Genomic DNA, 25,355 nt, shown 5'->3' with positions numbered 1-25,355 from the left:
TTGAGCTGCTTTTATTTTTAGGAGAAGATATTCTGGAGTTTATACCAATTCTATTTTTTGTTAACCAACACTTTAGATTTTCGTTTCAATCTTTCAATTAGCGCATCGGCTTTTTCATTTTGAGAAATAAACCGCAAAGACTCTGCATATCGGTAATAATACATTTGATCTAAATCATAAGTCATGGCAAATAACTCGCCATACCATTTCGCTGCTTTATCCAGATTGCAAATAGCGTACGAAGAATTTCCTAATTTTTGGAATAGATCTATAGACTTATAGCCTTTTGCGGCAACTTTTTCATATGTTTTGGTTACATCAACATAAGCATATTTCTCGCCTATTCTTTTGGTTACGTAATTCTCATTTTGAGCAGAAAGCTCTAAACAAAAAAGGGTCAGTAGTAATAAAATGGCTTGCTTTTTTTTCATAAGTATATCAGGATAAATAACTTAGTTGTACAAATGTATTTAAATCTATTCATGTTTGATTGTTCTAACGGTTAAATTTTAGTTTAACTTGCCTAGTAACAGTTTGTTAAGATGATAATGATAAAACGAAAAAATTACATTATATTGTATGTAAACAAAAAAAGCAGCTCCTGATTTGAGCTGCTTTTAACTTTTTGGACAAAAAGAGTGATTAACGACGAAAAGCAGGACTTTCGTTTACCGATTCGTCTAATGCTGCTTTTTTTACTTTTTTAGCTATAACCTTAATGTCATGTTTGGCAACTTTGCCGTTTTCCTGTACTTCTAATACGTAAGTTCCGGCTGGAAAACCTTCTAAGCTTATTGTTTTAGAAATTTCTAATTTGTCTTCAGCAGAGTCTCCTTTATAAACCAAATTATGGCTTTCATCATAAATAGAAAATACTGATTTTTCAACGGTGTTTAAAGTAAAGCTAACTACTTTTCCGTTTCCGGTAATTATATTCAAAATATAATCTCCTTTTCCATCAATTGCGTAGGTAAAAATAGTTGTTAGAAATAAGGCTACAACTAAGCCGATTTGGGAAAATTTTGTCATAACTTTTTAAATTATTTAATATTAAATAGTGGAACGGTAAAACTAACGAAAAAAATTAATTTTGTGCAAAAAAATGCCGTTTTTAAACGGATAAGTTGCTGAATTAAAGATGTTTCTATGTTTTTCTTAAAGTATGTACGTAAAAACTTAAAGATTGGATGTTTTTTTGCTTTATTTTTTAAAAGTTTAAAAATCAGACTTTTAAAATTATTAAGAATAGTTTTCCAAAAATAATAGATTACTCAAAATTTTGCTAAAATTAAGGCATAAAAAAACAGCTCTATAACCACAAAGAGCTGTTTTTAAAACAATCACGTTTTATTTTACTAACTATCTAACTTTATTTTATACTATAGGAGTATAAACTTTTTAACGGGCTGCTACGCTTGTATTTTTATTGTAGAAACCTGCTTTGTAAACTGATGAAACTGCTTTTTTTGATAAAACAGTAGTTTCATCAGTAATAGTAATTTCATGTTTTACTTTTTTTACATTATCTTCAACTTCTAAATAGTAAGTTCCTTTCGGAAATTGTTCTAAATTAAAAGTTCTCAAAATTCCATCTTTACCTGAAGCATTTTCAGTATAAATTAGATCACCATCTTTGTCGTAAATAGCCAAGCTTGCTTTTTTTACCTGATTAAGGGCAAATGTGATAAGCCTTCCATTTGTTTTCAAAACATGAAGATTAAAATCTTCATTCCCGTCGATTGCATAAGTACTCACTCCGGTGAAAAGTACTGCACATACTAAACTCAATTTTAAAATCTTTTTCATGGCATTAGTTTTTAAATTAATAGTTCTAATTCTCTGATGCTAAATTACTTCAGTTATATGATTTTTGCCACAACTCTATTTTCTAATTTAGATGCTGTATTCTCATTTACGAAACCGTTATAGGTTAAAATTTAAATTATTTTTATCATTTTAGTTAATTCACTTATTATTTTTCAATGTTTTGTTTGAATTAAGATAATGTAAATTTGTCCGTATTTCTTACAAAAAAGATTGCTTTTAAATTTAACCGCAAAGGGCGCAATGAATAAAAAAACGCAATGTTCGCAAAGCTAAATAGTATTAAACTTTAAAAATAAACTTTGTGCCTTCGTGTCTTTGTGGCAAAAAAAGTAAGGCACAAAAAAAACAGCTCAATAACCACAAAGAGCTGTTTATAAACAATCACGTTTTTACTTTACTAACTATCTAACCTCATTTTTATACTTTATGAGAGTATAAACTTTTTTAGCGTACTACTACGCCTGTATTTTTTGCAGAGTCTGCTTTATAAACGGATGATATTGCTTTTGATGATAATACAGAAGCATCATCAGTTATTGTAATTTCATGTCTAACTTTTTTCACACTGTCTTCCACTTCTAAGATGTAAGTTCCTGCCGGAAATTCTTCAAAACTAAAAGTTCTTAAAATTCCATCTTTGCCTGAAGCGTTTTCATAATAAAGTACTGAACCATCTTTGTCATAAATAGTTAAACTTGCTTTCTTAACCTGGTTAAGAGCAAATGTTACTAGTTTTCCATTTTCTTTTAATACATGAAGGTTAAAATCTTCATTCCCGTCAATTGCATAAGTACTCATTCCTGTGAAAAGCACTGCACATACTAAACTCAATTTTAAATTCTTTTTCATGGCATTATTTTTTAAATTAATAGTTCTAATTCTCTGATGCTAAATTACTTCAAACCTACGTTTTTAAGCACAACTCTGTTTTCCGATTTCTATGCTATATTCTCATTTACGAAACCGTTATAGGTTAAAATTTGAATTATTTTTATCGTTTTGGTTAATTAGCGTATTATTTTTCAACGTTTGGTTTTAATTAAGAAAATGTAAATTAATCTTTTTTTCTTACAAAAGAGTGCTTATGAAGTTTAACCGCAAAGAGTGCAATGAAATAAAAAAAGTAAAGTTCGTAAGGGTAAATAATTAGTAAACTTTTTAATCTTCGAGCTTGATTTTAATAAAGAAACTTTGTGCCTTCGTGCCTTTGTGGCAAAAAAAGTAAGGCACAAAAAAAACAGCTCAATAACCACAAAGAGCTGTTTCTAAAACTATACAGTTTTTAAACTTTACTAACTATCTAACCTCATTTTTATACTTTATAAGAGCATAAACTTTTTTAGCGTACTGCTACGCTTGTATTTTTTGCAGAAGAGTCTGCTTTATAAACTGATGAAATTGCTTTTGATGACAATACAGATGAATCTGCTGTTATTGTAATTTCATGTTTTACTTGTTTAACACCGTCTTCAACTTCTAAGATATAAGTTCCTTCCGGAAATTCTTCAAAACGAAAAGTTCTTAATATTCCGTCTTTACCTGAAGCATTTTCATGATATAATACTGTACCATCCATATCGTAAATAGTTACACTTGCTTTTTTAACCTGGTTTAGAGCGAATGTTACCACTTTTCCGTTTCCTTTTAATACATGAAGATTGAAATCTTCGTTACCATCAATTGCATAAGTGCTCATTCCTGTAAAAAGTACTGCACATACTAAACTTAATTTTAAAATCTTTTTCATAATCATTATTGCTTTAAATTATTAGTTCCTTTTTCTGATGCTAAATTACTTCGGTTGTAGATTTTTTTTCACAACTCTATTTGCCGATTTATATGCTATATTCTCATTTACGAAACCGTTATAGGTTAAAATTTGAATTATTATAGGTGTTTTGGTTAATTATGGAATTATTTTTCAAACATTTTTTATTTTTTAACATTTTAAAAATATTCTAACATTCTTACAAAAATGATTTATGTATATAAAAACACGTAATTAAATACGATATATAAAAAAAATCACGGATAAAAATAAGGGTCTTGAAAAAAATGGCTTAATACACCTGTTTTTTACTTTATTGAGAAATAAAAAACCGTGATAAATTCTCATTTACGAAACCGTTATAGGTTAAAATTTGAATTATTTTAGGTGTTTTTGTTAAATTTGCTATTATTATTTAAAGATTTTATCATGAAGACTATTGCCCCAGCTCTTGAAGTGATATCAAACTCATACGGAAGTTCTTTTACCTACACTAAACACGCCGAAAAGTCCAATAGTAAAGCTCATTTATGGCATTATCATCCAGAGATTGAGTTGGTTTATATTAATGGAGGGGCAGGTAAAAGACAGATAGGAAGCCATGTTTCTTATTATACGAATGGTAGTTTGATGCTGATAGGTGCAAATTTGCCTCATTGTGGTTTTACAAATGAGCTAACAGGAAATGTAAACGAAACGGTTATTCATATTAAACCTGAGTTTTTAGGCAGCGACTTTTTTGTAGCTCCAGAGATGAGAAGGGTTCAAAATGTCCTGACTCAGTCTAAAGGAGGAATTGCCTTTGGAGGGAAAACTAAAAAACAAATTGGCGATAAAATCGAAAAGATGGAAAACCAGCTTCCGTTTGAGCGTTTGCTGACTCTTTTGAGTATTTTAGATGAACTTGAAGCATCAGAAGAATATACAATTCTTAATGCAGATGGTTTCTCACTCGAATTGAACACTCAGGATAATGACCGAATGAAGATGATTTTTAATTTTGTAAAAGATCATTTTCAGGAATCAATTGCTATAGATGAGGTTTCGAATCTGGTTAGCATGACTACACCATCCTTTTGCAGGTACTTCAAGAAAATCTCGAATAAAACTTTTACCGAGTTTGTCAACGAATATCGCTTGGTTCATGCCTCAAAACTTTTGGCAGAAAAACCAATTAGCATAAATGAGGTTTGCTATGAAAGTGGTTTTAATAACTTCAGTCATTTCAGTAAATCCTTTAAGCAATATACTGGTGTAAGTGCATCGCAATATCGTCAAGAACACAAGATTATAATTCGCTAAGGCATTTTTTATAAGGTTAAAAAATATATATTTACGTTGTTATTAGTTGTAAAATTTCACTAATAATCTCGTAAATATTGCTTTTTTATAACAACCAAATTTATAAACTGAATGAATTTATTAAAAAAACCTGTTGTACTCCTTATTATAGGAATGACCTTTTTTAGCTGTAACAAAAAAGAAACAGCATTTCCGGATCCATTAATTACCAATCGGGATACAACGATTAATCTGGCAACTGATTTTTTTAATTATGCCAATAATGGCTGGTTCAAAAAAAATCCGATTTCAAGTACGGACAGTAATAACGGTATAATGCGAACCGTTATCGATACAATCAACGGGCAGATTAAAAGCATTTGTGAAAAATCGGCAAATGATCAATCTGCAGTAAAAGGAAGTAATAAACAAAAAATTGGTGATTTTTACGCTTCCGGAATGGATACAATTGCCATTGAAAAAGCAGGTATATCTCCACTAAATTCCGAAATCAAAAAAATAAATGAAATTAAGGATGTTTCCGGGCTTGTTAATTCAATCGCACATTTACAAACCGTAGGAGCAGATCCGGCTTTTTCATTCTACGTTTCCCAAGATGATAAAATTAGTACTAAATATGCTTTGTTTTTTGTGCAGGGCGGTTTAGGTATGGGGCAAAGAGATTTTTATCTGGAAACAGATAAACGAAATACGGAAATTCGTAAAGCGTACCAATCACATCTTAAAACAATGATGCGATTTATGGGCGAAGAGGAATCAACCGCAGCAAAAAGTGCTGCAACGATTTTGAAATTGGAAACCGAACTTGCAAAAGCATCCCGAAAACTAGAATTACTTCGTGATCCGGTTAAAAACTACAACAAACTTTCAGTTGCTCAATTTAATACTCTTTCCCCTAATATTGACTGGAAAAAAGTAATTCCTCTTTTAGGAGTAAAAAATGCAGATTCGATAATTGTAGGTCAGCCTGAATTTTTCAAAGCATTAGATAAAACCTTAAAGAATTATTCCATTGAAGAATGGAAAACCTATCTTAAATGGAATCTTGTAAATTCTTATGCTTCCTATTTAAATGCAGCTATTGAAAAGCAAAATTTCAAATTTTATTCTACAGTGATGAATGGCGTTTCAACTCAAAAACCACGTTGGAAAAGAGTTGTAGAAAATACAGATCAATATTTAGGCGATTTAGTAGGTCAGGTGTATGTTTCTGATTATATGCCAAAAGGAGTTAAGGAAAAATTGCTGGAAATTGGAAACAATATTCGTGACGTATTTGCTTCGCACATTAAAAAGCTGGATTGGATGAGTGAGGCCACTAAACAAAAAGCGTTATTTAAACTAAGCAAAATTGTGATGAAATTGGGCTATCCCGATAAGTGGAAAGATATGAGCCAGCTTTCGATAGACAGAAAATCGTACTGCGGAAATGTCATGCAGGCAAAAATTTGGGATTATAACTATATGATTAACAAATTTGGAAAGCCAGTAGACCGAAATGAATGGGTTATGCAGCCACAAACCTATAATGCGTATTATAATCCGAGTAATAATGAGATTGTTATTCCGGCTTGTAATATCATAGTACCAGGTTATGAAGGCCGTATGCCAGACGATGCTATATTATATGGTGTAATTGGAGGTTCATTTTTCGGACACGAAATTACACACGGATTTGATGATCAGGGAAGCCAATACGATGAAAAAGGAAACCTGAATAATTGGTGGACCGCAGAAGATTTGAAAAAGTTTAAAGCTAAAACCAAGTTGATTGTTTCGCAATACAACAAATTTGCAATTTTGGGCAAAAATGTAAATGGAGATGCAACTCAGGGTGAAAATATTGCCGATTTAGGTGGAGTAGTAATGGGTTATGAAGCGTTTCAAAAAACCGAGCAATATAAAAAGAATGAAAAAATTAACGGACAGACTCCTGATCAGCGTTATTTTCTGGCGTATGCTTATTCCTGGATGGTGAATAGAAGAGATGAATCTAAAATCAATCAAATTACGACTGATGTTCATGCCCCGGAACAATTTAGAGTAAACGGACCATTGAGCAATATTCCTGAATTTTACAAAGCATTTAATGTCAAAAAAGGAGATAAAATGTATCAGCCGGATAGTTTGCGTGTTGTAATCTGGTAAGTAATAAATTTCCATAAAGTAAAAACCATTCGTTGCTGCGAATGGTTTTTTTGCCACGAATTTCACAAATTTCCACGAATTGATTTTATTATCGTTTGTGATAAGAAATAAACACAGATTTAAATTAGTGCAGATTAGTGTAATTCGTGGTGAACCTTTTTTATAATCTATATAAAATTTATCCCGATAGCTATCGAGAGAGGTAATTGGTAAGAAATAAATTTTCATAAAGTAAAAACCATTCGTTACAGTTTATGCAGCGAATGGTTTTTTGTTTCTGCCACTCCCGATAAGTCCCGGATTAAATATTGAAATGATTTTTTTCTGCCGCTAATTGCACGAATTTTTACTAATTAAATAGGTTATTTAATCTTCTTTTTTATCACAAACGATAATAAAATTAATTCGTGGAAATTCGTGGCAACCTTTTTTAGTAATCTGTAAAATCATTTTAATCTGTGGCAAAAAAAACACAACAAATAGCTAGTTCTACCGATAAAAAAATAGGTCGGATTTTTCATATGATTTATTTTGAAAAAACTATATTTACAATCCCTAATCAAAAAAACACCAATATGAAAAACTTTAAAAATTTAGTGTTTACAGCTTTTTTGTGCATCACCTCTATGAGTTATGCTGCAAAAGTAGATACTTTGCAAATTGCCAGTACAGCAATGAGTAAAACTTACAAAGCTGCAGTTGTATTGCCAAATTCTTATGCCAAAAGCAAAGCGGCATTCCCAGTGATGTACTTGTTGCATGGTGCTTACGGGCATTTTGGTGATTGGTTGAAAAATACACCAAATAAAAAACTAGTTCAGGGATTGTCTGACCAATACAATGTAATTATTGTGATGCCAGAGGGGGAAACTTTTAGTTTTTATCTGGATAGTCCGGTAAATAAGGAAAGTCAGTTTGAAACTTTTATTACTCAGGAAGTAATTCAGAAAGTAGATAAAACCTACCGAACGATTAGCAATAGAAATGGAAGAGTAATCACCGGACTTTCGATGGGCGGGCATGGTGCACTTTATTTGTCTGCCAAACATCCGGATTTATTTTGCGCCGCCGGAAGTATGAGCGGAGCTGTAGATATGAGCACAATGCTGAATCGTGAATCATCAGCTCAGGTTGTCAAATTAATGCAGCCTGTTTTTGGAGATAAAAGCGATAGCTCTGAAATGTATGTAAAATATGCTGTTATGAATATGCTGGATAAAATCAAAGAAAATAAACTGCCTTTGATTATAGACTGTGGTGTTGACGATTTTTTAATAGAACCAAACCGCGAATTACACCGAAGATTAGTTTATAATAAAGTAGAACATGATTATACAGAACGTCCGGGAGCTCATACTTGGGAGTATTGGGAAAATTCATTGCCTTATCATGTATTATTTTTTAACAAAATTCTGCTTAAGAATCAACTGGTTGCGAAAAAATAGTATTTTTTTTAAGAAAGAAGGGGGTTAAAATTTTTTTTGGTTTGATTTTTGAAATATCTTTATATATAACATTTTTAAAAATAAATACCATGAAAAAGATACTTACCCTTTTCGCAGTAGTTGGATTAATTGCATTTTCAAGCTGTGAAGGACCAGAAGGGCCTCCGGGACAGGATGGATCAATACCAGCAGAAGTTTACGAAGTTAGTAATGTTAATTTTACCGCTGCTAACGATTATAATCCTATAATTCCTCTAAATCCAGCTATTTTCGATTCGGATATGGTTGTTTTGTATAGATTAGCAGGAGTGGAAAATGGTCAGGATGTTTGGAAAATGACTCCTGAACTTTATTATTTTGCAAATGGAACATTCAATTTTGGTTACAATTTTAACTTTACAAAAAATGATGTTAGCATTTATTTGGATGGAAATGATTTAGCGAGTGTTCAAACTTCTTTTAGAACAAATCAAATATTTAGAATTGTAATTATCCCAGGTTATTTTAGTAATAAGTCTGTTAATAAGCCTGATTTCTCAGATTATAATGCTGTAATTAAAAAGTACAATATTGATGATAGTAATTTAAAAAAAATAAAACTATAATTATTATTCCATATATTCATAAAAAAAAGGAGATCATTTGATCTCCTTTTTTTTATGAATATATATGTCGGAAAATTAATCCAGATCTAAATCAGTAAGTTCTTTTTCTTTGCCAAATTTAAGAGAAACCATAATTCCCACTAAAAGCGATAGTGCAATAAATCCTAAAGAAGCCCATTCCGGTACGTGGATAAAATCGTGCAGCAGCATTTTTAATCCGACAAAAGCTAAAATAGCAACTAAGCTGTATTCTAAATAGCTGAATTTTGCCAGCATATTTGCCAGGAAGAAATACATAGAACGTAATCCAAGAATCGCAAAAATATTAGAACTAAATACTAGGAATGGATCAGAAGTAATAGCTAAAATTGCAGGGACACTGTCTACAGCAAAAAGCACATCCATAACTTCAATAACAATTAAGGCTACAAATAATGGAGTTGCGGCTTTTTTTCCTTTTTCAGTTAAAACAAAAAATTTCTCATGCTCCATGTGAGAGGTAATCGGAATGATTTTTCCAAGTGTTTTATATACAAAAGAATCTTTTGGCTGGAAATCTTCGTCTTCTCCGGAAAACAACATTTTTACAGCCGTAAAAATTAAGAATAAACCAAATACATAGGTAGTCCATGTAAATTTATTGATTAACATAACTCCGAAGAAAATCATCAATCCACGGAAAACGATTGCTCCTAAAATTCCCCAGAATAAAACACGGTGCTGGTATTTTTGCGGAATCTTAAACGATGCAAAAATAATGGCAATCACAAAAATATTGTCAACACTTAGAGAAAGTTCTATTAAGTAACCCGTAATAAACTTCATAGAAGCCACTGCAGGTTTTAGCTGATCTGGATTGGCAATGTAATCTGTAGTATAAAGCCAGTAAATTACTCCTGAAAAGGCGAACGAAAGTGTCACCCAAATCAATGTCCATTTGCTTGCTTCTTTAGTGCTAATAATGTGAGGTGTTTTATTAAAAACTCCCAGATCTAAAGCAAGAATAATTATGACGGCTAATAAAAAGAAAATCCAAACCATTATGATATTTTTTAAATGATTTACAAAGATAAGTTTTGAAGTTTAACTTAAAAATTAATTATTAGAAAATAACTTTCAAATTAAGGACAAGTTTCAATTGTTGGCGATTGAACTTTGTCAAAGTTTTAAACTTTGAGAAAGATTCTTAAATCAACACTCTTAAACAAAAAAAAGTGCCATCAGTTATGATGGCACTTTGAATATAATATGACTTTGAATTATAGCGCTGATTTTACAGTTTTGATAATTCTAGCAGCAATTTTGTATGGGTCTCCGTTTGAAGCTGGTCTTCTGTCTTCTAACCAACCTTTCCATCCTTTTTGAACAGTCATTAAAGGAATTCTGATAGAACATCCTCTGTCTGAAACTCCATAAGAGAAATCGTGGATAGAGGCAGTTTCGTGTTTACCAGTTAAACGTTGGTCATTGTAAGCTCCATAAACCGCGATATGCTCAGCAGTAACAGGACGGAAAGCCTCACAAATTCTTTCGTAAGTTGCCTGATCTCCACACGTTCTTAACACCTCGTTAGAGAAGTTAGCATGCATACCTGAACCATTCCAGTCTGTATCTCCTAGTGGTTTTGGGTGATATTCAATATAGTAACCATATTTTTCAGTCAAACGATCTAATAAGTAACGAGCAACCCAAATTTCGTCTCCGGCTTTTTTAGCACCTTTAGCAAATAATTGGAATTCCCATTGTCCGCAAGCAACCTCTTGGTTAATACCTTCAAAGTTAATTCCGGCAGCAATACATAAATCAGCATGTTCTTCAACTAATTTTCTTCCGTGAGTGTTTTTTCCACCTACAGAGCAGTAGTACATACCTTGTGGAGCAGGATAACCTCCAACAGGGAAACCTAATGGCAATAAAGTTTTAGTGTCCATGATGAAATATTCTTGTTCGAAACCAAACCAAAAATCTCCATCATCATCAATAGTAGCTCTACCGTTAGAAGAGTGTGGAGTTCCATCAGCGTACATAACTTCTGTCATTACTAAGTATCCATTAATACGAGTTGGATCTGGGTAAATAGCAACAGGAACTAATAAACAGTCTGAAGAACCTCCTTCGGCTTGTTTTGTTGATGAACCATCAAATGACCAGTTTCCAAGTTCTTCTAATGTTCCTTTGAAATTTTCGTGCTCTTCAACTTTAGTTTTACTTCTAAGATTTTGAGTTGGTTCATATCCATCTAACCAAATGTACTCTAACTTAATTTTAGCCATAATAATATAAATTTATTTTTTTGTTTTTTTTCGTTGGGTCAAATATAGATTTATTTTTTTAGTCCTAAAAATTAGGGGGCTATTTTGTTTTATGGAGTATAATTTTTTAGAGAAGCGTAATTTAGACAGGGGTATATTTTGAAAAAAGCAATTTTTAACACTATAAAAAAATAAATTCGTAATAATTACGAAACTTTTTTGAATTTCTGAGTTAAGGAATTATGAAAAAATGTTTATTTAATGAATAATACCGGTGTATTTTGTTACATTTCTTCAAATTGAATTAATTATTCTTTGAAAAAACGAGCTTCTATTGAAATATTACTACATAAATTTCGATAATTTATCTTTCAGACAGGCTGTTTTATTGCTTATATTTGTTCCTCTTTTTTTAGTGAAATTTATTACGAATCTTTAAACTTATATACATGTCAACATTACGTTTCCAAGCTTTAAAAGAAGCTTCTACAAGAAAGCCAGTACATTTTGAAGAAATTGATAGAAAGTCTAACATTTTTGGTTCAAATGTGTTTAATGAAAAAGCAATGAAGCAATATTTAACTTCTGATGCTTTAAAAGGAGTTAGGGATGCTATTCAGCACGGAACTAAAATAGAGAGAAAACTTGCAGATTATATCGCCATGGGAATGAAAGAATGGGCTTTGGCTAAAGGCGTTACGCATTATACACACTGGTTTCAGCCGCTTACAGGAACAACGGCCGAGAAACATGATGCCTTTTTTGATATTTCTTATGATGGAAGTGATCCTGTAGAGAAATTTGGTGGAGCACAATTGGTACAACAAGAGCCAGATGCGTCAAGTTTCCCGAACGGCGGAATCAGAAATACTTTTGAAGCCAGAGGTTATACAGCCTGGGATCCTACATCTCCGGCATTTATTTATGGAACTACCTTATGTATTCCAACCGTTTTTATAGCCTATACAGGTGAAGCCTTAGATAATAAAATTCCGTTATTAAGAGCATTATCTGCTATGGATGAAGCTGCAACTGAGGTATGCAGGTATTTTGATAAAAATGTCAAAAAAGTAACAGCAACTTTAGGCTGGGAGCAGGAATATTTCCTTATAGATAAATCATTAGCCAATTCCCGTCCTGATTTAATGATGACAGGAAGAACCTTACTAGGACATACATCTGCAAAAGGACAACAATTAGATGATCATTATTTTGGTTCTATTCCAACTCGTGCCTTAACGTATATGAGAGATTTAGAACAGGAATGTATGTTGTTGGGAATTCCGGTAAAAACACGTCATAACGAGGTGGCACCAAATCAATTTGAGTTGGCACCTATTTTTGAAGAAACAAATCTTGCGGTAGATCATAACTCTTTATTAATGGATGTGATGCAAAGAGTAGCAGAACGTCACGATTTTAAAGTTTTATTTCACGAAAAACCATTTAAAGGTGTAAACGGTTCAGGAAAACACAATAACTGGTCTTTGGCAACAGATACTGGAGTTAACTTATTAAGTCCGAGTAAGACACCGATGAGTAATCTACAGTTTTTGACTTTCTTTATCAATACGATTAAAGCGGTAAATGATTATGAAACTTTATTAAGGGCTTCTATCGCAACAGCAAGTAATGATCATAGGTTAGGAGCAAATGAAGCGCCACCGGCAATTATCTCTGTTTTTATCGGAGCGCAATTAACGAAAGTTTTGTCTGAATTAGAAAGTGTAACAACTGGTAAATTATCCCCGGAAGAAAAAACAGATTTAAAACTGAATGTTGTGGGTAAAATTCCGGACGTTCTTTTAGACAATACAGACAGAAACAGAACTTCACCTTTTGCCTTTACTGGAAATAAATTTGAGTTTAGAGCGGTTGGTTCGAATGCAAACTGTTCGAACGCAATGACAACTTTAAATGCAATTGTGGCCAAACAATTGAAAGATTTTAAAATAGAAGTTGATAATTTGATCGACTCAAAAGACATGAAAAAAGACGATGCTATTTTTAATGTTTTGAGAGAATACATCAAACAATCTAAAAAAATACTTTTTGAAGGTGACGGATATAGCGATGCCTGGGAAAAGGAAGCGGCTAAAAGAGGTTTAAGTAACTTTAAAACTACTCCGGAAGCGATTAAAGCTAAAGTTTCGAAACAAGCACTTGATTTATTTGATGAATTAGGAATTCTGAATCACGTTGAAGCTGAAGCTCGTTACGAAATTGAATTGGAAGAATACACTAAAAAAATTCAGATTGAAGGAAGAGTTTTAGGAGATATCTCGAGAAATCATGTTATTCCGACAGCCATTCGTTACCAAAACACTTTGATTGAAAACGTAAAAGGTTTAAAAGAAATTTTCGGAAAAGAATTTGAAACTATTGCTAAAGAACAAATCGTTTTAATTAAAGAAATTTCGGGTCATATTGAAGGAATTAATTCTAAAGTACTGGCGATGACCAACGAAAGAAAAAAAGCTAATCAATTGACAGATGCCCAAAAAATGGCTGAAGCTTATTGTAATAACGTAAAACCATATTTTGAAGATATCCGTAATCACTGTGACAAATTAGAGTTATTGGTTGACGACGAAAGCTGGACGTTAACAAAATACAGAGAATTGTTATTTACAAAATAATATTTTTAAAATACTTCTAAAAAAACCTGTCTTTAAGACAGGTTTTTTATATCATCTGAATTCTTAAAAAGTAAAAAAACTAACAAATAGCTTTTTTCCTATTAACAAAAAAGAGGAAAACAGTATTTGGTCGTAAAAATTTTGTATTTCATCGGAAAGGCATTAAAGCTCTAAAAAATAAATGTTTACAGCTGAAAATCTTTCGATAAGTTTTCTAATTTTGAAATATGAAATCAAAAAAAAAGAAAATTGGTTTTCACAATATCTAATTTCCTGCCCTGAATTTCCGCCCCAAAAGTATACCTGCATAATATAATGTGTTAATAACCATTTAAATATATTTATTATGAAAAACTTAATTATAGGAGCCCTTGCGTTGTTGTTTTTAGGTGCATCTTTTGTTTACTGCACACTTTGGAAGTCATCATACAGAAGCTAAATATATTTATTTTAAACTCCCTTAATAGGGAATTGAAGATAACCAGCAAAAACCAGAATAACCAAGATAATAAATCTGAGAAATCGGCAGTATTCAAATACTGCCGATTTTTTTTATGAATCAGACATACGAATCAATCAAAGAATTAAAAAAAGGGATTATCTTTGCACCACATCAACACAAACTAATTTTCATGAGTTCAGATTCTAGCAAAAGGTACGCACAAAGAGGTGTTTCAGCATCAAAAGAAGACGTACACAACGCCATAAAAAATATTGATAAAGGTTTATTTCCTCAGGCATTTTGTAAAATTGTACCTGATTATTTAACTCAGGACGATGAGCATTGCTTAATTATGCATGCTGATGGTGCTGGTACAAAATCGTCTCTGGCGTATATGTATTGGAAAGAAACTGGTGATATTTCTGTTTGGAAAGGAATTGCTCAGGATGCTTTAATCATGAATATTGATGATTTATTATGTGTTGGGGCAACAGATAATATCTTGCTTTCTTCTACTATCGGAAGAAACAAAAACTTAATTCCGGCAGAAGTTATTTCGGCAATTATCAACGGAACAGAAGAATTAATCAACGAATTAAAATCATTTGGCGTTACCATTCATTCAACAGGCGGCGAAACTGCAGATGTTGGGGATGTTGTTCGTACTATAATTGTAGATTCAACTGTAACGGCACGTATGAAACGCAGTGATGTTGTCGACAATGCAAACATTAAAGCCGGTGACGTAATTGTTGGTTTGGCTTCTTTTGGTCAGGCAACTTACGAGAAAAGCTATAATGGCGGAATGGGAAGTAACGGATTAACTTCTGCACGCCACGACGTTTTTGGAAAATATTTAGCTAAAAAATATCCTGAAAGTTATGATGCACTTGTTCCTGAAGAATTAATTTATTCAGGTCAGGTAAACTTAACTGATGAAGTTGAAAATAGCCCAATAAATGCTGGTCAATTGGTACTTTCTCCAACTAGAACTTACGCACCAATTATCAAGAAAATTTTAGATACTTATACTCCAAACGAAATTCACGGAATGGTGCATTGCAGTGGAGGAGCACAAACTAAAATTTTACATTTCGTTCAGAATTTACACATTATAAAAGATAATTTATTTCCGGTTCCGCCATTGTTCAAATTAATTCAGGAACAATCAAAAACAGACTGGAAAGAAATGTATCAGGTTTTCAATTGTGGACACCGTATGGAAATTTATGTTCCTGAAAACATTGCACAAGATATTATTGCGATTTCAAAATCATTTAATGTTGATGCACAAATAGTAGGTAGAGTAGAAGCTGCAGATACTAAGAAATTAACGATTACCAGCGAATACGGTACTTTTATATATTAAAAAATATTTTACCATATAAGTAATATAAGTTCATTTAAACTTAATGAAATAAATGTCAAGCTTAGCGAAGTCCAGGTAATCTAATTCCTTTACTTCGATGAGCTTGACGCCATTTTTAAATTAAGGAATGTAGATTATATTTCTTATATAACTTATATGGTTTATAAAACACAAGCTATGTACGAACTACTTTTTTGGAGATATTTAGATGAGATTTATTTAAATCATCACGAAGTTTACGAAGCGCTTCTTGAAAAAGAACAAGTTGAAGGTTTGGAAATACTTCCGGTTGAGGTTATTATGAATCGAATCAATTCTGTTTTCTCAGAATGGGAAAAAGTAGATGAAAACAGCTGGAAAAATAACTCTGGAAAAGGCGCCTTTCAAGTAATTTCAACCTCACAAAGCATCAAAATCGACTGTTACGGAACCGAAGGCAAAACCATGAATAAGTTAGTTGAACTGATGGAAGAATTCAAATGCCCGTTATATGACCCACAAGTACCGGAACGTTATGACGAAATGAGTGAATAAACGAGAAATACTAAACAAAAAACCTCTAATTAATTAGAGGTTTTTTGTTTATCATCAAAGAGGAATAGTTTTGCTATTTTCAACTATTTCCAAATAATATCGTTTTTCATGATTTTTAGTTTTGATATATAAAATTACAAATTTAAATATTAGTTTAGTTTTATATAATGTTAAAGTTTTCGCCTGAATCAAAACGCCCATTTTTGATTGTATTTTTTACATCTGTGTATTTTTGTACATGCACCAGCCTTCTTCCACTTTTAGAATGCGTACAATCAATTTGTAATTCCAGGTATTCTTTTTTTCCGTCCCATAGGTCTTCCAAATCTTCGTCAATTAACATCTGAACGCAATTATTGTGAATCTCTTTATTTTTTTTCCACTTGCCAGGAATATTTTTAAAATCATATCGTTTTAGTTTTAATTCTTTTCCGATAAAATTTTTACCACTTCCATGAATATAGTCTTCTATAAGTAATAGATTTATAGATACGTTTTCGATATCTGAATAAGTTTTGTTTATAAATTTTAAGTAATATCTGGTTTTTGTTTCACTATCAAAAGTTTCATTTTCTTTACAAAGAATACTACATGTTTTAATGTTGGGTTTAAATATGCGAAGTGCTAAATAAAATATTAAGCAAGATAATACTCCTGTAAATAAGGCAATTAATAAGTCATACCAAAAAGTATCTCCAAAATCCTTTTTTAATGCTATTTGCGAGGCTAATAAAATATTCAAAATCTTAATTTAAAATAATTGCAATAATACAAATAAAGAAAGAAAAATCTTATTTTAAAGTTGTTTTTTTTGAAAAATTAATTAGTGAATCAACGTAATTTTTTCTGTCAATTATTTTTTTTCAAATATCTTTACAAACCTCAGTCAATAGACACGAAAAATTTATAGAGAATTTAAAAAGAATAAAATATGAATCAAGAATATAATTTCAGTTTCTCAGACAATATTATTTTAGAAGACGATTTAGTTTTATTGCGTCCATTGCAAGAATCAGATGTTGAAAATTTATTAGAAATCTCAATAAATGAACCAGAAACCTGGAAATATTCTTTAGTAGGAGCAGACGGAAAAGAAAACCTGATCAACTATATTCAATCTGCCATAAAAGCAAGAGACGAAAAAAGAGAATTTCCGTTCATTGTTTTCGATAAAAAATCTCAAAAATACGCTGGTTCAACGCGTTTTTATGACATTCAGCTTTCCTATAAAACATTACAGTTAGGCTATACCTGGTACGGTTCTGCTTTTCGAGGAACGGGTCTTAATAAGCATTGTAAATTCCTATTACTTCAATTTGCTTTTGAAACTCTCGGATTAGAAAGAGTAGAATTCCGCGCTGATAATAACAATGAAAGAAGTATTGCTGCAATGAAAAGTATAGGCTGTAAAGTTGAAGGCGTTTTAAGAAGCCACATGCCAACCTCAAACAGTGAAGTTCGTCGTGATTCTATTGTTTTGAGTATTCTTAAAGACGAATGGTTTGAAGAAGTAAAAGAAAATCTAAAGCGCAAGCTGTAAAAAAGAGCCGTAGGCTCTAAAATATTGTAGGGCTGGACTTCAGTCCAGTTTAGAGAAGCGAAAAAACATCAGTTTTTTTATATGACATTCATCAATTGAAGTTTGGAATTTGGAATTTTAAAATTGGAATTTAGACCTAACCATCTTTCAATAATAGCCCCTGATCTTTTCTTATTTTTTCGACTAATTTATCTACATTGGTTTTTATTTTCTGCGGCAATAAATTCCAATTTGCATCTTTTTTAAAACTTCTGCAATAATCTAAATCGCATTCGACAGCGCGAATCACATATTTTTTGTTTTTGTAAACAGTAATGATTTTAACGCGACTTATTTCATCATTTTCATTTCTTGTTCCATAAACTAGTATAGGATCAATATAACCGTCTGTGTCAATGTCTTTCGTACTGCAATATTTTGTCCAGAACCAAATATTGGTTTCTTTTGGTTCTGTAGTTTCAAGAAGATCATTTATACGCCATTTTTCAAGAAAACCACCATGATCATTTATCGTACAGATGGCTTGGATTTTTGTGTTTAGAGTATCTTTTTTGCTAATTGTTTTTTGATTTTCGCATAAAAGCAATTCATAAACACCGCCTTTATCCCAATATTCAAACGCTTTATAGATTGGAAAATCTGTTGTGCCATCCAGTTCGCGTTCTATAATTTGTTCTTTTGTCAGTCTGTAACTTTCTATTTTTTGAGCATAGATAAATGTTGTAAAAAAAAGAACCAGAATGAAAATATAATTTTTCATAATTGTATAGCATTTTTAGTCAATCAAAGGTATCTAAAACCTTTTTAGCTCAGGGAAATTTATATTTTTTAAAAAGCATATTTTATTGTATTTTTCTAACCTAAAAATATTGATAAAACGTTTTAGTAAATACTTGATAGAGTTCTGTAAACAGAATAAATAATTAAAAAATATCTGATGAATAAAATAAATTATAAAAATTTTCTTTTAGGGTTGTCATTTTTAATGCTAGGATACGCTACCAATGCACAGAAAAAAATAACTGAAAAACGGAACTTGATTCAGTATGTAGATCCAATGATTGGGACTGCAAAAATGGGGCACACTTATCCTGGTGCAACGGTTCCTTTTGGAAGTGTACAATTAAGCCCTGAAACCGATACGATTGCCTACGGATTAAATGGAAAATATAATGGTGAAGTCTATAAATATTGTGCTGGATATCAATATGAGGATAAAACAATTGTAGGTTTTAGCCACACCCATTTTAGCGGAACAGGTCATTCTGATTTAGGTGATTTTTTAATCATGCCAACAACTGGTAAACTGCAATTGAATCCAGGTACGGCTTCAAAACCACATTCAGGTTATCGTTCGGCATTTGCGCATTCTACAGAAAAAGCAGAACCGGCCTATTACAGTGTCCTTTTAGAAGACCATAATATTAAGGCAGAACTTACTGCAACAACGCGTGTCGGAATGCATCAATATACTTTTCCAAAGTCAGATGAAGCGCATATAATTCTGGACTTAACTTCAGGAATTTACAATTACGATAAAAAGAATGTGTGGACATTTGTTCGTGTTGAGAACGATACTTTAATTACCGGATACCGTCAGACAAATGGTTGGGCGAGAACGAGAACAGTTTATTTTGCCATGTCTTTCAGTAAACCAATTAAAAGCTACGGACAGGCAGCGCAGGAAAAAAGTGTGTACAGAGGTTTTTGGGGAAGATTTGATCAAACCAAAAAATTCCCTGAAATGGCAGGTCAAAACTTAAAATTATTTTTTGATTTTAATACCGAAGATGGAGAGAAAATCAAAATAAAAATGGCATTGTCGCCTGTAAGTTCAGCGGGAGCATTAGAAAATATGAAAAAAGAAGTTCCGGGCTGGGATTTTGAAAAAGTAAAAAAACAAAGCCAGGAAGTGTGGAATAACGAGCTTAACAAAATTCAGATTGATGCTATTCAGAAAGAAGATTATGTGAATTTTTATACCGCAATGTATCATGCTTTTTTAGGTCCGACAGAATATATGGATCTTGATGGAAATTACAAAGGTTTGGATATGAATGTTCATAAGGCTGAAAACTTTAAAAATTATACCAGTTATTCGCTTTGGGATACCTATAGAGCATTGCATCCGTTTTTTAATATTGTACAACCGACAAGAAATTCAGATATGGTGAGTTCGATGTTGGCGCATTCAGATCAAAGTGTGCATAAAATGTTGCCAATCTGGTCACATTATGCCAATGAAAATTGGTGTATGATTGGTTATCATTCGGTTTCTGTCGTTGCAGATGCCATTGTAAAAGGCAATACCAATTTCGATTCTGAAAAAGCACTTCAGGCTTGTGTTAACACAGCAAAAGTATTTTATTATGACGGATTGGAATATTATATGAAAATGGGTTATGTTCCAGAAGATAAAAATGGTTCTTCGGTCTCAAAAACTTTAGAATATGCTTATGATGACTGGGCGATTGCCCAGGCTGCGAAGAAATTAGGGAAAACCGAAATTTATAATGAATTCATCGAAAGATCTAAAAATTACAAAAACGTTTACGATGTAAAAACAGGTTTCATGCGCCCTAAATTAAATGATGGAACTTTCAAAAAAGAATTTGATCCATTAGATACGCATGGACAAGGTTTCATCGAAGGGAATTCATGGAATTATAGTTTGTATGTGCCTCAAGACCCTGCCGAAATGATTAAAATGATGGGAGGAAATGATAAATTTAATGTTCGATTAGATTCGTTGTTCAACATGCATTTGCCGGATAAATATTTTGAAAATACAGAAGATATTACCAGAGAGGGAATCATCGGGAATTATGTTCACGGAAATGAACCTTCGCATCATGTGGTTTATTTATACAATTGGACAAATTCACCATGGAAAGCACAGGACAAAATCAGAATGATCCTGAAAAAGATGTACCGAAATGGTGCCGACGGTTTAGGAGGAAATGATGATTTCGGACAAATGAGTGCCTGGTATATTTTTAGTAGTTTAGGATTTTATCCAGTAGCGCCAGGTTCTGATGAATATGCGTTGGGAAGTCCGTTGGTTAAAAATGCTGTTTTTAATTTAGAAAACGGAAGGAAATTTGAGGTGGAAACGGTGAATCAATCTGATAAAAATGTGTTTGTGAGCAAAGTGCTTTTAAACGGAAAACAACTTTCTAAGCCTTTCCTGAAACATTCGGATGTTATAAATGGAGGAAAGATTACTTTTTATATGACTAGTAAACCGAATAAGAAGAATTTTATTCGTAGTTAATTTCAAATGGAAAAGGAAATTATAATTGAAAATGTTGGTGTTTGGATGGATGGTGGAACTGTCACATTAAAAATGAAAAAGGATAATTCAATTTTTTATGAAATTGATTTTGTACAAAAAGTTATTTTAGACAAAGGCAAAAGAGAAATTGAAAATAGCCTCATTCCAGGGAGTCTTTTGTTAAACAGAAAGGAAGTCGGGATACTATTAGAGAAAGAAATACTTTCAGAAATTAAAGCTGCTAAATTCGGAACAAAAATATCTAAAAGTGAAAAAGATTCCTTGAGTCGAATAATTTTAGAAGCTATAAAATTTGTTGAATCAGAAGATTATTTAATAGTTGCTCAAAAAGTTGGACGAATAAAATAATTAATAAAAAGAGAAACATACCTAACTTTATAAAAACTTCACGAAATTTGCACTTCAAAATTTAATTAAATCCATATGAAAATAAATCTAAAATCAGGAATTGATAAATTGCTTTTCGGAATGAAGCAAAATGATGTTACGGCTGTTTTGGGCAAACCTGATAAAAATTATATAGACGAAGATGATAATGTTATTTTCGTGTACAATTCACATAAAATCAGATTGACATTTTATCAGGAAGAAGAATTGAAATTAGGTTATTTAGTAGCATCAAGCAATGATCTTGAAGTTTTCGGATTCAAGATAATCGGAAGAAAAATTGCCGATGTAAAGAAAGATTTAGCAACAAAAGGTATTACAAAATACAATCAGGAAACTTTTGATACTTTCGAGAATTACTTCAATGAAGATAACTGGTTTATTCTTCAAACCGAATTTGATGAAGTGGTGAAGTTTGAAATTGGTGCTATCATCAATGACAAAGACGAATTCGACTGGAAATTTCCAGTTAAGAAGTAAGATTTAATATTTGTCAGACTGAGCGAAGTCGAAGTTTCGTAATGTGAGTAAACGAATAACAGAGTCAATAAATCATAAAAAAAGCCGACAATCACTTGTCGGCTTTTTGCGTTCTAAAAGAATTATTATCCTTTCAACCATGCATTTTTAAGCTTTTCTTTTGAAACATCTGTAGCTTTAAAAGTTTCTGTTTCTTCAAATGGTACTTTTACAGTTCCTTTAATGGTTTGTTCAGCACCAGCACGTTTTATTTTAACTGTAATCAGATCGTTTTCTTTCCAGTTTTCACTTTCTCCAATTAAATCATAAATATTGTCTAAGTTGTAAGCTTTATCGTTAATAGCAACAATTCCATCACCAGCTTTAAGATTTAAATTAGTAAAGAATACGTTTAAGTCAATATCAGGGCGCACACTTATTGCTTTAGTTGCCTTGTCAACGCCAATATAAGGAGTTTGTCCTTTAATGAAAATTGATCCTGCTTTTTTCTCAGAAGATTTGGTTACACCAACTTTAGCCAAATAAAAATCGTAAGGAATTGGCGTTGTTCCGGCAACATATTTAGTTAGGAATTCACCAACTTCAGGATAAGTCAATTGTGTGATTTTTGCGAAAAGTTCGTTGTCATTAAATGGTTTTTCGATACCATACTCATCAGATAATTTATGCATTAAATCAAGAATTCCTCTTTCTCCGTTGCTTTTTTCTCTGATGATAATATCAATACACATACCGATTAAAGCTCCTTTTTGGTATACATTTAAATACTGATCTTTATATGGCTCTTGTAAAACATTAGCACTCATTTTTGTAAATGACATAGTATCATCTAATCTTTTTGCCTGCTCAATTTTATCAGCAATTCGAGTGTAAAATTCCTCTTCATTAATTAATCCCTGATTGATTTGGAAAAGGTTTGCAAAATATTCTGTTACACCTTCATACATCCATAAATGTTCAGACATTTTTGGATCATTGTAATCAAAAAACTGAATTTCTTTTGAGTGAATAGTTAATGGGGTTACAATATGGAAAAACTCATGAGAAACCACATCTTTCATAGACTCTACCAATTTTTCTTTTGGCATCGATTCTGGCAAGACAACAGTTGTAGCTGTTGGGTGCTCTAATGCTCCAAAACCATGTGCATCATCTTTAGCCATGCTTGATAAATACAATAAAACGGTATATTTTTTAGTAGCATTTACTTTTCCTAAAAAGTTTTTCTGAGCTGTCATCATCGTTTTCATCTCAGGAGTAATGCTTTCTGCAGTAAATTTTCCTGTTGGAGAATATACAGCGATCAAAATATCCATTCCGTTAACGTTGAATGTGGTGTAATCCGGTTTAGAGTACATAATTGGATTCTCAACCAAAACAGCATAACGAGGCGTTGTAAAAACGTCACTTGTTTTGCTTGCATCTTCATCGTTCATTGAAGTTGCTCCAAATAATGTTTCAGGATGTGTCACAGTAACTTTGTAGGGAACATCCAGTTTATCTTTAAAATAACCTACAAAACCATGAGTATTCACCATGAAATTAATTCCTGCGTTGATGTTAGTCCCAGCCGGAGAAAAAACATCTCCTCCTCCAAAACCAGCTCCTTTTTCAGTGTCAAAAGTATCTCCAACTAAATAGGTGATCTTTTTTAATGTTTTGGCATTGGCAATTGACCATGAATTATCATCAATTCTTTTTACAGTTAATTCATTTCCTTTAGCATCAAAAGCTTTAAAACCATCTGAATATTTACCATAATTATCAGTAGAGTAAGTTCCGGGAACTGTTTTTGGGATACTGTAGATAATTTCGTCTGTTTTAATTGCTGGTGGAGTAACAGTTACCAAAACTTTATCGTCTTTTACATCGACAAGATTAATGTTTACATCTACGGTATTGCTTTTTGCAGCTCCTGATGTACTACCCGTTTTACAGCTCCATAGTGTTACAGCTAGAGCTAAGGTGTAAATTATTTTTTTCATTTGTTCGCGTTTAATTATTTGTATTTGACTGATAAAATATGAAATTGTTACAGTGCAGATATAAATATAAAAAAAAACTCCTGAATTTCAGGAGTTCTATCTTAGTCTAGTTTGTTCTTTATGTAATATTTGCCATCCAGATCTTCATCAAAATCATCTATTTTAACGGGTTTTGGTTTTGGTTTATTTGCTACAGCCTTCTTCTTCCACATTTCAAATTTTTCAAGCGGCATTTTCTTTTTCATGATTTCCAAAACTTCTTTTTCTGCCAATCCAAATTCTTTTTTTATAATTTCAAATGGATTTCTTTCTTCCAAGGCTAGCGAAACAAGTTTTTCCGTTTGTTCCCAGCTCAACTCTTTGCGGTTACTCTTTTTCATCACGTGAAAATTAATTCAAAATAGGGGTTAATGATTAATAGATTGATTTTCAATTTAAGTATCAATATTAATAAAAAAAATAATTACTTGGTTCGATCTGTGATATTTTTTTTAATGATTTTAACTGTTTTTTATTGATTTTGAATTTTGAAACGGAATTTGCAGTAAATTTTTCAATTTGTTATGCTCTTCAGGTGCCATATGTGTATCAACTCCGTAAATTAATTCTTCTTTGGGCAATGTGGTAAAAGTGCCAAAAAGACGATCCCAAACAGAAAAAATATTTCCATAATTACTATCCGTATAAGGCAAAACATAATGATGATGTACTTTATGCATGTTGGGAGATACTATGAAGTAACTCAAAAAAACATCTAATTTACCAGGTAGTGAAATATTGGCATGATTAAACTGCGAAGCTACAACAGATAATGATTGATATAGAAAAACCATCCACATCGGACTTCCCACAATTAAAACACCCGCAGTTGTAAATAAAAAACGAATGATACTCTCGCCTGGATGGTGTCTGTTTGCTGTTGTAGTATCAATCCAGGTATCAGTATGATGAATGAGATGAAAGCGCCAAAGCATCTTTACTTTGTGTTGAACAAAATGTGCCAGATATGCCCCAATCAAATCTAACAGAAGTAATCCAATAATGGTGTACAACCAAATGGGTAGTTCAGGCAGCCATTCCAGAATTCCGAAATGATTTTCAGTCGTCCAGGCTGCGGTTTTAATTAAGATAAAGGCCAAAACAAAATTGACGATAATCGTAGTAAATGTCAGGAAAAAGTTGATTCCGGCATGATGCCATTTTTTGTATTGCATCTGGAATAACGGAAAAGTGTTTTCGATTAGCCAAAAAATGGTAATTCCTCCCACCAAAATTAAACTGCGGTGAGAAGACGGAATCGTACTGAAATAAGCAATAATTTCATTCATGGCAATGTA

Annotated in this window: 23 protein-coding genes; 11 read left to right on the top strand and 12 right to left on the bottom strand. The window is 32.1% G+C overall.

The features are described 5' to 3' along the window. Positions 1-50: 50 nt before the first annotated feature. The 5 genes from IHE43_RS19100 to IHE43_RS19080 form a co-directional block, all read right to left on the bottom strand. A complete protein-coding gene (locus IHE43_RS19100) occupies positions 51-431 on the bottom strand; it encodes a flagellar motor protein MotB (RefSeq protein ID WP_192185378.1) in 381 nt (126 codons plus the stop codon). A 211-nt stretch (positions 432-642) separates the two neighbouring features. Further along, positions 643-1,029 carry a secretion protein gene (locus tag IHE43_RS19095; protein WP_192185377.1) on the bottom strand — a complete coding sequence of 129 codons (387 nt, stop codon included), beginning with the start codon at positions 1,027-1,029 and terminating at the stop codon, positions 643-645. A 369-nt stretch (positions 1,030-1,398) separates the two neighbouring features. Continuing rightward, the gene (locus IHE43_RS19090; protein WP_192185376.1) at positions 1,399-1,806 is read right to left on the bottom strand and encodes a secretion protein; all 408 of its coding nucleotides are present in this window, start codon (positions 1,804-1,806) and stop codon (positions 1,399-1,401) included. Positions 1,807-2,271: 465 nt separating this feature from the next. Then, on the bottom strand, positions 2,272-2,676 hold the full coding sequence (locus IHE43_RS19085; protein WP_192185375.1) for a secretion protein: 405 nt from the start codon (positions 2,674-2,676) through the stop codon (positions 2,272-2,274). 490 nt (positions 2,677-3,166) lie between these two features. Continuing rightward, entirely contained in the window at positions 3,167-3,574 is a 408-nt protein-coding gene (locus IHE43_RS19080; protein WP_192185374.1) for a T9SS type A sorting domain-containing protein, read from the bottom strand. 450 nt (positions 3,575-4,024) lie between these two features. On the opposite strand from IHE43_RS19080, the gene IHE43_RS19075 reads away from it, so the two are divergent. The 4 genes from IHE43_RS19075 to IHE43_RS19060 all read left to right on the top strand — a co-directional run bounded on the left by IHE43_RS19075 (position 4,025) and on the right by IHE43_RS19060 (position 9,095). Continuing rightward, positions 4,025-4,897, top strand: coding sequence for an AraC family transcriptional regulator (locus tag IHE43_RS19075; protein WP_192185373.1), 873 nt, complete (start codon positions 4,025-4,027; stop codon positions 4,895-4,897). 111 nt (positions 4,898-5,008) lie between these two features. Further along, complete coding sequence (locus IHE43_RS19070; protein ID WP_192185372.1) at positions 5,009-7,045, top strand: M13 family metallopeptidase; 2,037 nt, start codon at positions 5,009-5,011, stop codon at positions 7,043-7,045. A 575-nt stretch (positions 7,046-7,620) separates the two neighbouring features. After that, a complete protein-coding gene (locus tag IHE43_RS19065; RefSeq protein WP_192185371.1) occupies positions 7,621-8,490 on the top strand; it encodes an alpha/beta hydrolase family protein in 870 nt (289 codons plus the stop codon). Positions 8,491-8,579: 89 nt separating this feature from the next. Continuing rightward, positions 8,580-9,095: a hypothetical protein gene (locus IHE43_RS19060; protein WP_192185370.1), complete on the top strand. Its 516-nt coding sequence runs from the start codon at positions 8,580-8,582 to the stop codon at positions 9,093-9,095. 75 nt (positions 9,096-9,170) lie between these two features. Here the strand turns inward: IHE43_RS19060 and IHE43_RS19055 are convergent, their stop codons facing one another. Together IHE43_RS19055 and IHE43_RS19050 are read right to left on the bottom strand one after the other, a co-directional pair. Continuing rightward, positions 9,171-10,139, bottom strand: coding sequence for a TerC family protein (locus IHE43_RS19055; protein WP_192188255.1), 969 nt, complete (start codon positions 10,137-10,139; stop codon positions 9,171-9,173). Between the two features lie 215 nt (positions 10,140-10,354). Beyond that, the gene (locus tag IHE43_RS19050) at positions 10,355-11,368 is read right to left on the bottom strand and encodes a glutamine synthetase beta-grasp domain-containing protein (RefSeq protein ID WP_026981957.1); all 1,014 of its coding nucleotides are present in this window, start codon (positions 11,366-11,368) and stop codon (positions 10,355-10,357) included. 428 nt (positions 11,369-11,796) lie between these two features. On the opposite strand from IHE43_RS19050, the gene IHE43_RS19045 reads away from it, so the two are divergent. From IHE43_RS19045 to IHE43_RS19035, 3 genes are all read left to right on the top strand, one after another. Beyond that, positions 11,797-13,986 carry a glutamine synthetase III gene (locus tag IHE43_RS19045; protein ID WP_192185369.1) on the top strand — a complete coding sequence of 730 codons (2,190 nt, stop codon included), beginning with the start codon at positions 11,797-11,799 and terminating at the stop codon, positions 13,984-13,986. A 632-nt stretch (positions 13,987-14,618) separates the two neighbouring features. Then, the gene (locus tag IHE43_RS19040; RefSeq protein ID WP_192185368.1) at positions 14,619-15,797 is read left to right on the top strand and encodes an AIR synthase related protein; all 1,179 of its coding nucleotides are present in this window, start codon (positions 14,619-14,621) and stop codon (positions 15,795-15,797) included. A 177-nt stretch (positions 15,798-15,974) separates the two neighbouring features. After that, entirely contained in the window at positions 15,975-16,331 is a 357-nt protein-coding gene (locus tag IHE43_RS19035; RefSeq protein WP_192185367.1) for a hypothetical protein, read from the top strand. A gap of 160 nt (positions 16,332-16,491) precedes the next feature. Here IHE43_RS19035 and IHE43_RS19030 read toward each other — a convergent pair whose 3' ends face one another. Beyond that, positions 16,492-17,073: a hypothetical protein gene (locus IHE43_RS19030; RefSeq protein ID WP_192185366.1), complete on the bottom strand. Its 582-nt coding sequence runs from the start codon at positions 17,071-17,073 to the stop codon at positions 16,492-16,494. Positions 17,074-17,262: 189 nt separating this feature from the next. Between IHE43_RS19030 and IHE43_RS19025 the strand changes: the two genes are divergently transcribed. Beyond that, a complete protein-coding gene (locus IHE43_RS19025) occupies positions 17,263-17,871 on the top strand; it encodes a GNAT family N-acetyltransferase (protein WP_192185365.1) in 609 nt (202 codons plus the stop codon). Positions 17,872-18,007: 136 nt separating this feature from the next. On the opposite strand, the gene IHE43_RS19020 is transcribed toward IHE43_RS19025, so the two are convergent. Continuing rightward, positions 18,008-18,631 (bottom strand): M949_RS01915 family surface polysaccharide biosynthesis protein, encoded by a 624-nt coding sequence (locus IHE43_RS19020; protein WP_192185364.1) that lies wholly within the window; start codon positions 18,629-18,631, stop codon positions 18,008-18,010. A 177-nt stretch (positions 18,632-18,808) separates the two neighbouring features. On the opposite strand from IHE43_RS19020, the gene IHE43_RS19015 reads away from it, so the two are divergent. From IHE43_RS19015 to IHE43_RS19005, 3 genes are all read left to right on the top strand, one after another. Beyond that, on the top strand, positions 18,809-21,145 hold the full coding sequence (locus IHE43_RS19015) for a GH92 family glycosyl hydrolase (protein ID WP_192185363.1): 2,337 nt from the start codon (positions 18,809-18,811) through the stop codon (positions 21,143-21,145). A gap of 6 nt (positions 21,146-21,151) precedes the next feature. Beyond that, positions 21,152-21,514 (top strand): hypothetical protein, encoded by a 363-nt coding sequence (locus IHE43_RS19010; RefSeq protein ID WP_192185362.1) that lies wholly within the window; start codon positions 21,152-21,154, stop codon positions 21,512-21,514. 75 nt (positions 21,515-21,589) lie between these two features. Then, positions 21,590-22,033, top strand: a complete 444-nt coding sequence (locus IHE43_RS19005; protein WP_192185361.1) for a hypothetical protein — start codon at positions 21,590-21,592, stop codon at positions 22,031-22,033. A gap of 125 nt (positions 22,034-22,158) precedes the next feature. Here IHE43_RS19005 and IHE43_RS19000 read toward each other — a convergent pair whose 3' ends face one another. The 3 genes from IHE43_RS19000 to IHE43_RS18990 all read right to left on the bottom strand — a co-directional run bounded on the left by IHE43_RS19000 (position 22,159) and on the right by IHE43_RS18990 (position 25,346). Next, a complete protein-coding gene (locus tag IHE43_RS19000; protein WP_192185360.1) occupies positions 22,159-24,018 on the bottom strand; it encodes a peptidase M61 in 1,860 nt (619 codons plus the stop codon). A gap of 101 nt (positions 24,019-24,119) precedes the next feature. Beyond that, a complete protein-coding gene (locus tag IHE43_RS18995; RefSeq protein ID WP_192185359.1) occupies positions 24,120-24,398 on the bottom strand; it encodes a DUF2805 domain-containing protein in 279 nt (92 codons plus the stop codon). 120 nt (positions 24,399-24,518) lie between these two features. Continuing rightward, the gene (locus IHE43_RS18990) at positions 24,519-25,346 is read right to left on the bottom strand and encodes a sterol desaturase family protein (protein ID WP_192185358.1); all 828 of its coding nucleotides are present in this window, start codon (positions 25,344-25,346) and stop codon (positions 24,519-24,521) included. Positions 25,347-25,355 lie beyond the last annotated feature (9 nt).

The organism is Flavobacterium sp. MDT1-60 (assembly GCF_014844035.1).
Classification (GTDB): Bacteria; Bacteroidota; Bacteroidia; order Flavobacteriales; family Flavobacteriaceae; genus Flavobacterium.
Note: the sequence above shows the minus strand (reverse complement) of the source record. Positions and strands in the feature narration are given on the sequence as shown.